Annotated in this window: 13 protein-coding genes; 4 read left to right on the top strand and 9 right to left on the bottom strand. The window is 37.7% G+C overall.

Annotation, left to right across the window (positions count from 1 at the left end; genetic code table 11):
* Positions 1-76: 76 nt before the first annotated feature.
* Positions 77-1,051, top strand: coding sequence for a tRNA-modifying protein YgfZ (gene ygfZ / locus ABXH06_RS05015; protein ID WP_353517488.1), 975 nt, complete (start codon positions 77-79; stop codon positions 1,049-1,051).
* Between the two features lie 18 nt (positions 1,052-1,069).
* Positions 1,070-1,558, top strand: a complete 489-nt coding sequence (locus ABXH06_RS05010) for an FKBP-type peptidyl-prolyl cis-trans isomerase (protein WP_311579804.1) — start codon at positions 1,070-1,072, stop codon at positions 1,556-1,558.
* A gap of 84 nt (positions 1,559-1,642) precedes the next feature.
* Here ABXH06_RS05010 and ABXH06_RS05005 read toward each other — a convergent pair whose 3' ends face one another.
* Positions 1,643-1,903 carry a hypothetical protein gene (locus tag ABXH06_RS05005; RefSeq protein ID WP_311579801.1) on the bottom strand — a complete coding sequence of 87 codons (261 nt, stop codon included), beginning with the start codon at positions 1,901-1,903 and terminating at the stop codon, positions 1,643-1,645.
* A 163-nt stretch (positions 1,904-2,066) separates the two neighbouring features.
* Between ABXH06_RS05005 and ABXH06_RS05000 the strand changes: the two genes are divergently transcribed.
* The gene (locus ABXH06_RS05000) at positions 2,067-2,300 is read left to right on the top strand and encodes a diguanylate cyclase domain-containing protein (RefSeq protein WP_353517487.1); all 234 of its coding nucleotides are present in this window, start codon (positions 2,067-2,069) and stop codon (positions 2,298-2,300) included.
* A 36-nt stretch (positions 2,301-2,336) separates the two neighbouring features.
* Here ABXH06_RS05000 and ABXH06_RS04995 read toward each other — a convergent pair whose 3' ends face one another.
* From ABXH06_RS04995 to guaB, 5 genes are all read right to left on the bottom strand, one after another.
* Positions 2,337-4,280 (bottom strand): RecQ family ATP-dependent DNA helicase, encoded by a 1,944-nt coding sequence (locus tag ABXH06_RS04995; protein WP_353517486.1) that lies wholly within the window; start codon positions 4,278-4,280, stop codon positions 2,337-2,339.
* The gene (locus tag ABXH06_RS04990) at positions 4,280-4,987 is read right to left on the bottom strand and encodes a glutathione S-transferase family protein (RefSeq protein ID WP_353517485.1); all 708 of its coding nucleotides are present in this window, start codon (positions 4,985-4,987) and stop codon (positions 4,280-4,282) included. Before ABXH06_RS04990 ends, ABXH06_RS04995 begins: the two co-directional genes overlap by 1 nt.
* Positions 4,988-5,119: 132 nt before the next feature.
* On the bottom strand, positions 5,120-5,467 hold the full coding sequence (locus ABXH06_RS04985) for a RidA family protein (RefSeq protein ID WP_353517484.1): 348 nt from the start codon (positions 5,465-5,467) through the stop codon (positions 5,120-5,122).
* Between the two features lie 509 nt (positions 5,468-5,976).
* Positions 5,977-7,560, bottom strand: a complete 1,584-nt coding sequence (gene guaA / locus ABXH06_RS04980; protein WP_353517483.1) for a glutamine-hydrolyzing GMP synthase — start codon at positions 7,558-7,560, stop codon at positions 5,977-5,979.
* Positions 7,561-7,824: 264 nt separating this feature from the next.
* Complete coding sequence (gene guaB / locus ABXH06_RS04975; protein WP_353517482.1) at positions 7,825-9,297, bottom strand: IMP dehydrogenase; 1,473 nt, start codon at positions 9,295-9,297, stop codon at positions 7,825-7,827.
* A gap of 182 nt (positions 9,298-9,479) precedes the next feature.
* On the opposite strand from guaB, the gene xseA reads away from it, so the two are divergent.
* On the top strand, positions 9,480-10,817 hold the full coding sequence (gene xseA / locus ABXH06_RS04970) for an exodeoxyribonuclease VII large subunit (RefSeq protein ID WP_353517481.1): 1,338 nt from the start codon (positions 9,480-9,482) through the stop codon (positions 10,815-10,817).
* A 1-nt stretch (position 10,818) separates the two neighbouring features.
* On the opposite strand, the gene ABXH06_RS04965 is transcribed toward xseA, so the two are convergent.
* The 3 genes from ABXH06_RS04965 to bamB all read right to left on the bottom strand — a co-directional run bounded on the left by ABXH06_RS04965 (position 10,819) and on the right by bamB (position 14,442).
* Positions 10,819-11,502: a PilZ domain-containing protein gene (locus tag ABXH06_RS04965; protein WP_311579776.1), complete on the bottom strand. Its 684-nt coding sequence runs from the start codon at positions 11,500-11,502 to the stop codon at positions 10,819-10,821.
* 160 nt (positions 11,503-11,662) lie between these two features.
* Complete coding sequence (der, locus tag ABXH06_RS04960) at positions 11,663-13,117, bottom strand: ribosome biogenesis GTPase Der (RefSeq protein ID WP_353517480.1); 1,455 nt, start codon at positions 13,115-13,117, stop codon at positions 11,663-11,665.
* Positions 13,118-13,233: 116 nt separating this feature from the next.
* Positions 13,234-14,442, bottom strand: a complete 1,209-nt coding sequence (gene bamB / locus ABXH06_RS04955; RefSeq protein WP_311579770.1) for an outer membrane protein assembly factor BamB — start codon at positions 14,440-14,442, stop codon at positions 13,234-13,236.
* Between the last annotated feature and the right edge of the window lie 15 nt (positions 14,443-14,457).

Here is a 14,457-nt window from a genome sequence, read left to right as displayed (position 1 = left end):
ATAGTTTAGTCTAACGCTTGCATTTTTACACTCTCGCCCCTATTACTATGTCATGTTTTGATATTTTTAAGCTGCTATGACAATCACAATAGACACAACAAAGCCCTCATTAGAGAATTTACCCAATAATTACTTGATTTCATTGGACGATTACTCTGCGATTTCATTAATGGGTGAAGAGCAAAGTAAATATTTACAAGGACAAGTCACTTGTGATGTAAATGAACTTGAGCAAAAAAGTTTGCTAAATGGCGCACACTGTAATGCGAAAGGAAAAGTTTTTTCTTGTTTTCGTTTATTTAATCGTCAGCAACAACATCTTTTATTTCAACCTAAATCAACCCTTGAAGGATCATTGGCTGAATTGAAAAAATTTGGCGTTTTTGCCAAAGTTGAAATATTGCCCGCTGAACAACTAAGTTTTATCGCAGTAGTCGGCGAGCAAGCAACAGAAAAATTAAAAACAAAGTTTACTCAAATTCCTGATAACTTAACGCCGGTCATTCAACAAGGTACAACCACATTAGTTTATATAGCTGGCAAAGTGACCCGTTACTTAATGATTGATGAAACAGAAAATATCAACACCTTAATGACCAGTTTTGAATTTCCTGTATTTTCAAGTCAGGTATGGACGTTACTCGAGATCCTTGAAGGGATCCCATCGTTAACATTACAAAGCGACAATGAGTACGTGCCACAAATGTTAAATATGCAAGCGATACAAGGAATAAGCTTTACTAAAGGCTGTTATTTAGGACAGGAAACTGTCGCTCGTATGCAGTATTTAGGCAAGAATAAAAAAGCCCTATTTAGCCTTTCAGGTGAAAATACGGGAGAAATAAAAACCCAAGTTATCGAAAAACAGTTAGGCGAAAACTGGCGTAAAGCCGGGGATATAACCAGTATTTACCAAGCCGATAATGGCCAATGTTATATTCAAGCAGTGTTAAATAACGACATAACGTCATCCACACAATTACGTATAAAAGATCATCCTGCGTCTTCGCTTTCCATCATTGATCTGCCTTATACGCTTAATGAAGAATAATTACCTTTAGGAGAACCCATGCAAATAACAGATAAGAAAGTTGTCGTTTTACATTATGCCGTTTCTGATAGCGAAGACACATTAATCGACAGTTCATACGATCATAGCCCATTATCAATTATCCAAGGCACAGGTTATTTAATTCCTGGCCTAGAAAACGCTTTAGTTGATCATGTTGCAGGTGACAAATTTGAAGTAGAAGTCAGCGCCGAGCAAGCATATGGTCAGCGTTTTGATGATTATGTTCAAACGGTTCCTAAAGCAATGTTTGCAGAAATTGAAGATTTAGAGGTTGGTACTCAACTTCGAGCAACTACGGATGAAGGCGAGCAAACGGTTATTGTAGTTGACGTACAAGAAGATGAAATCACTGTCGATGGTAATCACCCGTTAGCTGGTATTGATTTAAAATTTGACGTGGAAATATTAGAAGTACGTGACGCTACTGAAGAAGAGTTAGCTCATGGCCATGTTCATGGCGAGGGCGGATGTGGTCATAGCCATTAAAAACTCTATGATGCCAAAAAAGTGTTTCAGCTTTTTTGGCAACAAAACAGGGGTTATAAAGACATATATTGGGATTGCATCACTTTATAAGCTATCAATCTCTTGCTTTAATTGCTCTTGTGGATCTGTGACTAACTTTTCTAAAACGGCTACTCTTTCAGATAAATTCTTAATAATTTGATCTTTTTCTGCCAAACGTTTTGGATAACTTGCACAATTTGAAAATGCCCAGCCTCCAGATGTATTATCCTCAAGCCCTAACTCATAACGTTTATTGAGAAAACCAACGAGTAGTATTCCTGCAACAATAACACTGGTTGATACTATTAATTGAATAATTTCCATAATGTTCACCTTTAGCAAATGACTTTCTTAATCATCTAGTCTGTTTTTGTGCAAATTTATTACAAAAATATAAAAAATAAATCGAGCATCATTCATTTAAACTTAAAGCTTTCGCAGTATTTAATTGAAATTTAAAGAATATTTACTTTTAATAACGTTAAATATGTTCATAAAATTTGCTCAAGCCATCATTGAACAATGGCAAAATGCAAAAGATGAACACGATAAGGGAAAGGCGGGGAAATACGTTACATGTTCAATTGGCTTTCATCTCGAACAAGTTTCAAAAACAAGTGATAAAACAACCATGGTGAAAAATGCCGATAAAGCTCTATATTTAGCAAAAGAACAAGGTCGAAATTGTTTTGTTCAATCTAACATAATAGCCGAAAGCTAAATATTGTTTAACTATTTAATCTTTTTTCAATGTCAATTACGCGATATTAAGTGCCTGAATTTTCTTTTTCACTTCTTGAAAACGTATATGCTGGCAACAAGCAAATCCGGGAAGCTGTTTCACTTTAGTCCGCGAGAATAACGGCACCATCAAGCCGGTTAAAAATCGAGTTAAGGTTTCAACAGAGATGGCATTTTGACTTTTAGCTTTTAATAATTCAGTTACTTCTGCTAAATATTTTTTAAGTAGTTCATCACTGGGCATGTTTACTACGGAAGAATATGTCAATTTTGCTACCTTCCCACTACATACAGAACAATGACCACAATGAGAAGGCGAGCTTTGTTCATCAAAGTATAACGATAGATGATGAGTCAAGCATTGTTCTAATTCAAAAAAACGAACCAATGCGGCAATTCTTTTTATTTCACTTTGCTCTTTTTCGAGAAAGTAATCATGTAATTTTTTAGCTAACAATGGTGTCGATAAAGCGGTGTCATTAATACTAAAAACTTCGGTGATTTTTTTCGTTTCTAATACGATATGTCCTAATTCTTGCAGATATTCTAGCGCAGCAACCACTCGACTTCGTTCACATTGATAATGTTGAAACAATTGCTCAAAATCAGGTTCACCCCATACTTTTTTGAACTGAGTATACTGAAAAACCGCCTGGAGAAACGCCTTACGTTCTCCTTCGAAGGCATTTAATATTTCATTTTGAGTGGTTATAAATTTATATTTAAAATCAGCAAAATAAGCATACAGTGGCTTAATGACTTGATGAAGTTCAAGTTGCACTAACAGTGTTTTCATCGGTAATTGACGAATGTTACTGGCATTCGACAAACTTAACCCTTGTAATTCCCAGCGACCAGCTTGTTTTTCGTCTTTGATATTACTCAGCACATACTCAATACCACTTAATTCGGGGGTATCACCATAAACAAAGTTTTCAACTGTATTTAAACCATCTAAGTTTGCTAATGTAATACAATTTGATGGCAAACCATCTCGCCCTGCTCGCCCTATTTCCTGACTATAGTTTTCAATAGATTTTGGTAAATCATAATGAATAACAAAGCGAATATCTGATTTATCGATCCCCATTCCAAAAGCGATAGTAGCAACAATAATTTCCACGTGGCCTGACATAAATTGATCTTGGATTTTTGCACGCATTTCACTATCAAAACCGGCATGATATGCCTGTGCATTCAAACCATTTTTCACTAAAAAGTCAGCCACTTGCTCAGCCGTTTGCTGTAAAGTCACATACACAATACCGCATCCTATTTGTTGCTGGATGTCGGTTATTAATTGTTGATTTTTTTCATGTTCAAGCACAGGAATAACCGATAAGGTTAAATTTTTACGGTAAAAGCCTGTTTGCACTATGTGATCTGCCGATATGGCAAATTTATCCGCCATATCAAATTTTACTTTCTTCGTCGCTGTCGCTGTCAGTAATAACACTAACGGAATATTTAAGGCTTGCTGATAGGATGGTAACTTTAAATAATCAGGACGAAAATTATGACCCCATTCAGAAATACAATGTGCTTCATCAACCACTAGCATTGAAATTTTCACCTTGCTAATGAATTGTCGAAACCGTTCATTTTTAAATCGCTCAACCGAGACCATTAATACTTTTAACTGACCATTTCTTGCTTCGGCCATCACTTGTTGGTTTTGCTCGGCGGTTAAACTTGAATCAATACTGGCTGCAGCTATTCCTTTGCTTGCAAGAAACGCTAACTGATCTTTCATTAACGCTAATAAAGGTGACACTAATAAGGTTAAATGTGGCAGTTGCGTTGCGGTAAATTGATAGCATAAAGATTTTCCAGAGCCGGTCGGAAAAATAGCTAACGATGAATGGCCTTGCAGTAATTGGACAATAGTTTGTTCTTGCCCTTGACGAAAATCATCAAAACCAAATATTTCTTTTAGCGAACTGGTAAGTTTATTTGTCATTACGAGTTTAAATAGTACTTTGCTTCAATACGTTGGCAGTATTGTACTAAATTTTCGTATTTACGGGCTTGCTGATTAAAGTTATTAAAATAATCAACGCTGATAAATTGACATAATGATGAATAAGCCACGGCATCAAAAGAGCATGCTTGCTCACCAAAAAAATAATCTTTATCGCCCAATAAAGTTGATAAGGCAGAAAAGTGTTCCTCTGCTTTAGTGAGTAATTCAGACTCGCTATGTCGGCCAAATCCTTGTCTTGCTAGAGTTTTAACCACACCTTTACGCAACATATTGGGTAAAAACCACATTAATGGGAGTGGGAGTTCGTTAAAGAAGGCTTCTTTGATGACCGGCCAAGTTTCCTCTTTTGACCAGCGAGAATATACTAAGATCCAATACAAACTTTCATCTAACGCGTGAGTATATAATGACAGTTGAGCCTGTTGTTCATCGTTGAGGTGATCATCAAGTTTTATTTGATATTTTTCAGTTAAGTATTTAATAATAAAAGCAGAATCAGCAATTTTCTCACCTTCATCATCTATAAAAGGCAATTTATTCTTTGGTGATTGTTTTAAATTATTAAAATCGGCGACAAATTGATAATCGATGCCTGCAAGCTTTAAAAATAAATCAACTTTAACCACAAATGGGCTCGCATCAATCACGCCAAATGCACTGCCAAAACCATACAACTTTATCATTACTCATCCTTAAATTAATAAAATTCACACCAGAAAGAAATTAAGCATACATAAAAAAAACACCACTGTAAATTATTACAGTGGTGTGAATAGTGTTTCACGATAGAAAAAATGTAAACGTTGTAAAACGCTTTATTTTTCAGCCGCTACTACTGAAATCTCAACCAATAACACATCACGTGCCATTGCCGCTTCAACACACGCTCTCGCCGGTGCATAACCTTGAGGTACCCAAGCATCCCAAACTGCATTCATCGCTGCAAAATCAGCCATTGTTTTTAAATAAATAGTGGCGGATAACATATGTTCTTTTGAGCTACCGGCCTGCTCAAGCAAAGTTTCAACTTTATCTAACATGGTTTGCGTTTGCTCAGTAATCCCCTTTGACGCATCAGTACACACTTGTCCACATAAATATATCGTGCCGTTGTGTTTAACAATACGGCTCATGCGTTGTTTGGTTTCTAATCTTTCTATCATTTTTACCCCTATCGCCTTCCTACTAGGGCGTATTGAACTTTGCTGTATGAATTTCGTTCAAAACAAACGGCTTCTGAATGCGGCACTTGGATTATTGCATAGTCATTCTATGATTAATTCAAGTAACAAAGAGCAGGAGGCGTTTAGTTGACCCCTTCGGTAGCATCTGTTTGGCTGTTCTACTGTGTTAACGCTTGACTTGAGTAGAATAACTACACGGCGCAAGTGCTGCCTTGTATAAATACCAAACAAATTGCTGCAAAAACAAACTCGAACGTTCAACACGCCCTAGAACTTTTAACTTCATGGTTTGATTATTTATATTGCTTTAAAAAAGAAAACCTCAAGGCCTTTCAACATTGAGGATTTCTTTAGATATATTTTAAGTGATGTTTTAACGCAGTGGTAATTGACTAATTCAAGGAAATCGCACGGAGCAGACGTTAGTCAGTGAGTACGTTTGACGATGAAATTGTAAATTACAGCAAGTTTAAACAACGCTTAATTAATTATTCCCATTCAATAGTCGCAGGCGGCTTACCTGAGATATCGTAAACAACGCGCGAAATACCATCAATTTCATTAATAATACGGTTCGACACTAACCCTAAGAAATCATACGGTAAATGAGACCAACGAGCGGTCATAAAATCAATCGTTTCAACACAACGTAAACTTACAACCCAGTCATATTTGCGTGCATCACCCATCACGCCAACCGAACGCACAGGTAAGAATACAGTAAACGCTTGGCTGACTTTTTTGTATAAATCATGTTTGTGTAATTCTTCAATGAAAATGTGATCTGCACGACGCAGTAAATCAGCATATTCTTTTTTCACTTCACCTAAAATTCGAACACCTAAACCAGGACCTGGGAATGGATGACGATAAAGCATATCGTAAGGTAAACCTAACTCTAAACCAATTTTACGGACTTCATCTTTAAATAGTTCACGTAATGGTTCAACTAGGCCAAGTTCCATATCTTCAGGTAAACCACCGACATTATGGTGCGACTTGATCACATGCGCTTTACCTGTTGCAGAAGCTGCAGATTCTATCACATCCGGGTAAATAGTGCCTTGTGCCAACCATTTTGCATTGGTTAACTTACTTGCTTCTTCATCAAAAATTTCAACAAATACATTACCGATAATTTTACGTTTTTTCTCAGGATCCGCCTCACCGGCTAACCTATCTAAGAAACGACTTTCAGCATCGACATGGATAATATTGAGACCAAAATGATCACCGAACATATCCATCACTTGCTTACCTTCATTTAACCGAAGCAAACCATTATCAACAAAAACACAGGTTAACTTATCGCCAATAGCGCGATGCAAAAGCATGGCAACCACTGACGAATCAACGCCACCAGATAAACCTAATACCACTTCGTCATCACCGACTTGTGCTTTCATTTTAGCGATAGCGTCTTCAATGATAGACGCCGACGTCCATAGCTTTTCACACTGACAAATATCAACAACAAAATGCTCAAGCATACGCATACCTTGTTTAGTATGAGTCACTTCCGGATGAAATTGCACACCGTAGAATTTTTTCTCTTCATGCGCCATTGCAGCAAATTTACAACTTGGTGTTTGCGCGATAGTAGTAAAACCTTCAGGAATAGCGGACACTTTATCGCCATGGCTCATCCACACGTCTAATAACGCATTGCCATTTTCACTCACGTTATCTTCAATATTTTTAAATAATTCAGATTTTGCAATAACTTCTACTGACGCATACCCAAATTCTTTATGTTCAGAACCTTCAACACCGCCACCTAATTGCTCTGCCATCGTTTGCATGCCATAACACACACCCAAAAGAGGCACGCCTGCATTGAATACATACTCAGGAGCACGTGGAGAATTCAGCTCTGTCACTGACTCAGGGCCGCCAGCTAAAATAATCCCCGTAGGATTGAATTCTTTAATTTGCGCTTCAGTAACATCCCAAGCCCAAAGCTCACAGTAAACACCAATTTCACGAACACGACGTGCAATCAGCTGCGTGTATTGTGAACCGAAGTCCAAAATTAAAATACGTGAATCATGAATATCTTTATTTGTCGTCATGAATAATTCCTGTTTCTTTTAAAGTGAAGCGCTGAAAATTAAATAACAGCACTTTTTATAAATGTTATTTTTAAAACTTGCTAAAAATAACAACAGGCTGAAATTCTCTTACATCATAGTAATGAAAGTCAGCCTGCTTAAATTTTTACTACTGCAACAATATGCTGTGAGTATTTTTTATCGAGTTTAAGGCGGAGACTCGGAGCCTACTTTAGTAGGTGAGAATCGACAACGCTAAAATCGTTAAAAAAGGCCTCAGCCTTTTTATCCCATACGATAATTAGGGGCTTCTTTTGTTATGGTCACATCATGCACATGTGATTCACCCATACCCGCTGACGATATTTTCATAAATTCAGGTTTAGTTCGCATTTCTTCGATGGTCGCAGACCCTGTTAACCCCATAGATGAACGTAACCCGCCCATTTGCTGATGAATGATTGCCGCAACAGGACCTTTATATGCAACACGTCCTTCAATACCTTCAGGTACCAATTTATCTGCTTCGCCATCAGTTTTCTGGAAATACCTGTCGCTTGAGCCATCTTTTTGTGCCATGGCACCTAATGAGCCCATACCACGATATGATTTATAGTAGCGTCCTTGATATAACTCCACTTCACCTGGCGATTCTTCCGTACCCGCTAACATTGAACCCACCATAACACAGTGAGCACCTGCCACTAACGCTTTTGCAATATCACCTGAAAAACGAATGCCACCGTCTGCAATAACTGGAATATCTGTACCTTTTAATCCTTCAACTGCATTTGAAATTGCCGTTAATTGCGGCACACCAACACCGGTAACAATGCGCGTTGTACAAATAGAGCCTGGACCTATACCAACTTTTACTGCATCAACACCAACATCAGCTAATGCTTTCGCACCTGCTGCTGTGGCAACATTACCAGCAATAATTTGTAAATCAGGATATTTTTGTCGCGTTTCGCTAACGCGATCAAGTACACCTTGAGAATGGCCATGTGACGTATCAATTAAAAGTACATCAACGCCTGCGCCAACTAGAGCATCAATTCGTTCATCAGTTCCTGCTCCAACTCCAACAGCAGCGCCAACACGTAAACGACCTAACTCATCTTTACACGCATTAGGTTTACTTTCCGCTTTTTGATAATCTTTTACGGTAATTAAACCTTTTAATTTAAACGCGCTATCGATCATTAGTATTTTTTCAATACGATGTTCATGCATTAACGACAAAATTTCTTCTCGTTCAGCGCCTTCTTCAACCGTCACTAATTTTTCTTTAACCGTCATTAACTCAGAAACAGGTTTAGTTAAATCAGTTTCAAAACGTAAATCACGTCCAGTGATAATACCCACTAAATTATTGGTATCATCAACAACAGGAAAACCAGAAAAGCCCAAATCATCAGCTAGTTTCATGGTATCTAAAATCGTAGCGTTCGGAGTAACAGTAACAGGATCGCTAACGATGCCACTTTCATACTTTTTCACTAATGAAACATTTTTAGCTTGTTCTTCAATAGTCATATTTTTATGAATAAAGCCAATGCCGCCCTCTTGCGCTAATGTAATAGCCAAACGGGCTTCTGTTACTGTGTCCATCGACGCAGAAATCATGGGTACATTTAAATCAATTTTACGTGTCAATTTAGTTTTTAAATTGGCCGTGTGTGGGAGCACTTTTGAATGGGCAGGAACAAGTAATACGTCATCAAAAGTTAAGGCTTCTTGGGCAATTCTTAGCATCGCAACATCTCTCTAAAAAGGTGTGGTTAGGGAGTGAATATTGCGGCAGAATTTTAACCGTTTTATCAGCTTAGGACAACTTAAATTTTAAAATTTTAGTGAAATAAATTGCCATAGATAGTTTAAACAAATATATAATAGAAGTTAGATCCTGATTAACATTTGATAAAGTAACTATTTTTATGGCTACAAAGCATATTTTACAAGTAAGTGAACTAACCAAAAAAGTAAAGTTCATGCTTGAAAGCGAACTAAATACTGTCTGGTTATGTGGTGAAATATCTAATTTCATCGCCGCAAGCTCTGGGCATTGGTATTTATCACTAAAAGATGCCAAGTCACAGGTAAAGTGTGCGATGTTTAAAGGAAAAAACCAACGGACACGGATCACTCCAAAAAATGGTCAGCAAGTACTTGTTCGTGCAAAAGTTTCTTTATATGAGCCCAGAGGTGACTTTCAAATAATTATTGAATTGATGGAAGAAGCCGGTGAAGGATTACTCAAGCAACAATATGAACAACTTAAACAAAAATTAAATGCGTTAGGCTTATTTGCTCAACAATTTAAACAACAAATCCCTAAACATATTACTCGAGTTGGCTTGGTCACTTCGCCAACTGGCGCTGCGGTCAAAGATATTATTTCAGTCCTTAAACGTCGAAACTCTAGCATTCAAATCGTCATTTATCCGGCAGTAGTACAAGGCGAGCAGGCAAAGTTTGATATTGTTAGGGCGATCGATCAGGCTAACGCGAGAGAAGAATGCGATGTCCTAATTGTGGGCAGAGGCGGCGGTTCGTTAGAAGATCTTTGGCCTTTTAATGAAGAAGACGTCGTAGAAGCCATTTTTCATAGCAAAATTCCAACTATCAGCGCTGTTGGTCATGAAATAGACACAACATTATCTGATTACGTCGCAGATTTAAGAGCACCAACACCTTCTGCTGCTGCAGAATTAGTTTCACAAGATTTGAGCGAGACTTTGACGCAACTGACGGTATTAAGTCAACGCGTACAGCAAAATATTCACCAAACCCTGTCGAACAAACAACAAGTTATGCAATCGTTACAACATCGACTATCTCAAGTACATCCAGAGCAAAAATTACAAGTTTACCAACAAAAGGCGGATGAACTTGCCATACGACTTGAGCAAGCATTAAAACGTGAAATTCAACGTTTTAAAGTAATACCCATGCATTTAACTAAACGTTTAACTTTACTTTCTCCGCTGCAAGGTATTTTGCATAAACATGAAATAGTACAGCAGCAAAGGCAACAATTAATTCATGCGATGCAACAAATTTTAGCGCGAAAAAGTGAAAACTTTGTCCATCTAATTGAACAGCTAAACATTGTCAGCCCACTTGCAACCATTGCACGAGGTTATAGTGTTAGTAGGAGTAAAAGCGGTATTATTAGAAGCGTACATCAAATTGAACTTGATGAAAAAATTAACATTCAAGTGAAAGACGGTATTATTGAAGCAAATGTGGTGAGTATAAACGATCAGAAATAAACTAAAGTTCCATTGTGACCACATGGTAAAGTAACTTAACCACTGAATTTTTATGTGCTTCGTTAAATTTTATTCCTAAAGACATCCCATTGGTGATTTGTTTTTGGCTACACATTTCTCCTGAAAATTTTAATGTCCCTAATTCAGGAAATGTTTCAATCACAAAATCAATACTCTTATCGGTTGCTAATGATATTTCTTCGCCATTATCTACTCTTAATTGACAACCATTTTTAGAAAGATCGGTGATCATTCCTTCCCAAAAGTTTTTTTCAATCCGAACTTTAGCGCGAATATCCGTGTCAACGCGAATCGACTTTCTTAAACTTTGCACACTCATGGACGTTGGAAACTCTAGAACCATCAGTTTTGACGGCAATTGAATTGTTTGCTTAATGCTACTAACAAAAGCCGCAACTGAGCCTTCATTGCCTTCAATAAGACCACGTACAGTCACTCCTGTACCTTGAGTTATAAATTGGCCGAAATTGCCCATTTTGCTTGAATCAGGAATTTGTATCAAAACATACTGTTTTGCCAAAAAACCTACGAAGGTACTACGAAACTTTCCTTTTTGGCCTGCGGGTGTGCTGATATCAATACTGACAATAGAACCTGCTTGCATTAAGCCAAGGTTATTATTAATTCTTGATAAGGTTTCTATTTTGACTGGCGCTAAAGACATAGTTAATAGGTATGTAAGCTATTCATTATAAAAGTAATAATAAATACACTAGTCAAAAATATAACGAAAAGCAATTTAACTACTCACAATAAATGACAATTTATCACTTGAGCGAAATAAAAACGCTCAATCATTTGATTGAGCGTGAATTCGATGTGTGTTAATTTTCCGACTTTTTGTAACCTTGCGTTTTTCTCGCCAATTTCTTTTGTTCGGTAAAGGTTAACTTTTTCTTACCCGCAAATGGGTTTGACGTTTCTTTAAACTCAATTCTTATCGGTGTGCCCATTATTTTTAATGACTTACGGTAATAATTCATTAAATAACGTTTATATGAGTTAGGTAATTGTTTTGCTTGGTTTCCATGTATCACAATTAACGGTGGATTATATCCACCCGCATGAGCATATTTTAATTTGATACGGCGACCATTATGCATAGGTGGCTGATGATCAAAAATAGCCATATCTAATATTTTGGTCACCATTGATGTTGAAATTCGTTTAGTTGCAGAAACAAAAGCTTCTTCAACTGACTCGTATAAATGTCCTACTCCAGTACCATGTAACGCAGAGATAAAGTGTATACGAGCAAAATCAATAAATCCTAAACGTCGATCAAGTTCTGTTTTGATACGATCTTTCACATGATCATCTAAGCCATCCCATTTGTTTACCGCAACGACTAACGAACGACCAGCTTCAAGAATAAAACCTAATAAACTAAGATCTTGATCTGAAATACCTTCTTGAGCGTCGATAATCAATAAACATACATTGGCATCTTCAATCGCCCGCAGGGTTTTGATGACAGAATATTTTTCGACTACATCGGTAACATTTTTACGGCGACGAATACCCGCAGTATCAATTAAAGTATATTCTCGACCATGTCTTTCCATCGGAATATAAACACTGTCTCGGGTTGTACCTGGCATATCATAAACCACTACGCGCTCTTCACCGAGAATACGGTTAGTCAAAGTCGACTTACCAACGTTAGGTCGACCGATAATAGCCAATTTTATTTTATCTGATTCTTTGGGGGCTTGTTCGTTGATCTCTTCTTCTGAAAGCTCTTGTGGCTCTTCTTCGAGATCAGCTTTTTCAACGCCTAAGGCTTCAATATGTGGCGTTAAGGCAAGCGTTAATAATTGAGTAACTCCACGCCCATGTGCTGCAGCAATTTGATGAACCGTTTCCCCTAACGACAAGGCGTAAAATTCAGCAACAGCAGAATCAGCATCTATTCCATCAACTTTATTAGCAGCTAGAAATACTTTTTTATTTTGTTTACGTAAATAATCAGCAATGCCAATGTCTGCAGAAGTTAATCCTGCACGCGCATCAACCATAAACAACACAGCATCAGCTTCAGCGATTGCCATTAATGACTGTTCGGCCATTAAGGCGTCGATACCCTGCTCGTCACCATGAATACCGCCGGTATCAATTACAATGAAGGGGTGCTCTTCAACTTGCGCTTGTCCATATTGACGATCACGCGTTAAGCCTGGGTAGTCAGCAACAAGCGCATCTCTACTACGCGTCAAACGATTAAACAATGTTGATTTACCAACATTTGGACGCCCTACAAGGGCTACGACAGGAAGCATGATTACCTCTAAAAATTTACTTTGCATAAAAATATTATTTTTTATGCCATTTAAATAACAAACAACGGCTCCTACGCAATGCGAGGAGCCGTTTTAATTCTAGCTGATAAAAAACCTTACGGTGTTTTTATCGCTTGTAAATCACCATCACGTGATTGTACATATAAGATTTCATCGGCAACCGTTGGCGTAGTATATATGCCACTACCATCAACATGGTGACGCGAAACAAGTTCACCCGTTTCCTGATCTAACCAATGTAGGTAGCCTTCAAAATCACCAACGACAACATAATTTTTCAATGCCGCAGGACCTGTTACATTTCGATTAGTAAACGATTGTTGACTCCAACGTTCTAAGCCATTGATGCGATCTATGGCATAAATATGGCCTTTGATATCCGTTAAGAAAATAGTATTACCACTTATCGATAATTGACGATAAGAAGAATATTGACGTTTCCATAACATGCGGCCAGTACGTAATTCTATCGCCACTAAATGACCTCGTGCCGAAACAGCATAGACAGTATCGCCATAAATGAGCGGTTTTGAGTCAATATCGATAACTCGTTCTAATTCAGTTGACCCAGTTGCTTCACCAACTTCAGATGTCCAACCTTGTTGACCATCAGCCAAGATATAGATCGTTAAGCTACCGTCTGCTGCCCCTACAACAACACCACCAGCGGCAATGGCTGGAGAGCTCACTCCGCGAAGAGTCAAAGGTGGGACATCTTGTTCAATCTGCCATTGAACTTCACCATTAGTAGCATTAAATGCTTTTAAAACACCTGAAACAGTATTAACAACTAACGTACCAGCATCAAATGCTGGTGCAGAAATGACTTCACCTTTCACTTTAGCTTGCCAAGAAATTTCACCGGTTTCTGCATCTAAAGCAAACACTTTACCGTTTTCACTACCAATAAAGACTTTATTGATACCTGTAATAGGGCCGCCACTTATTAATGCTGGTTTTAAGCTGGTAAAAAAACCACTGTCTTCGCTATTTTCTCGTAAGTCTGTTTGCCAAACTTGTTTACCTGTTACCACGTCATGTGCATAAACAAAACCTTCTCGACTTGCCGTGAAGACTTTACCATAAGCGACTTTTGCTTTTAGGCGTGAAAAATAATCACCAACGCCTTCACCAGTATCATCCCAAATCACTTGCGGGGTAAATAAAGGCGTAATTTCGGTTAATTCAACCGGCTCTGTTTCATCTATTTCATCTTCTGTCGATGAACAAGCCATCAATCCTAAAGTTAATAAACAAGCGAGAAACAGCTTTTTATTAAGAATAATATTTTTAAAATTAAGCACTTAATGCTCCAACGT

The organism is Thalassotalea sp. SU-HH00458 (assembly GCF_040362795.1).
Lineage (GTDB): Bacteria > Pseudomonadota > Gammaproteobacteria > Enterobacterales > Alteromonadaceae > Thalassotalea_H > Thalassotalea_H castellviae.
This window is presented reverse-complemented; position numbering and strand designations above follow the sequence as displayed.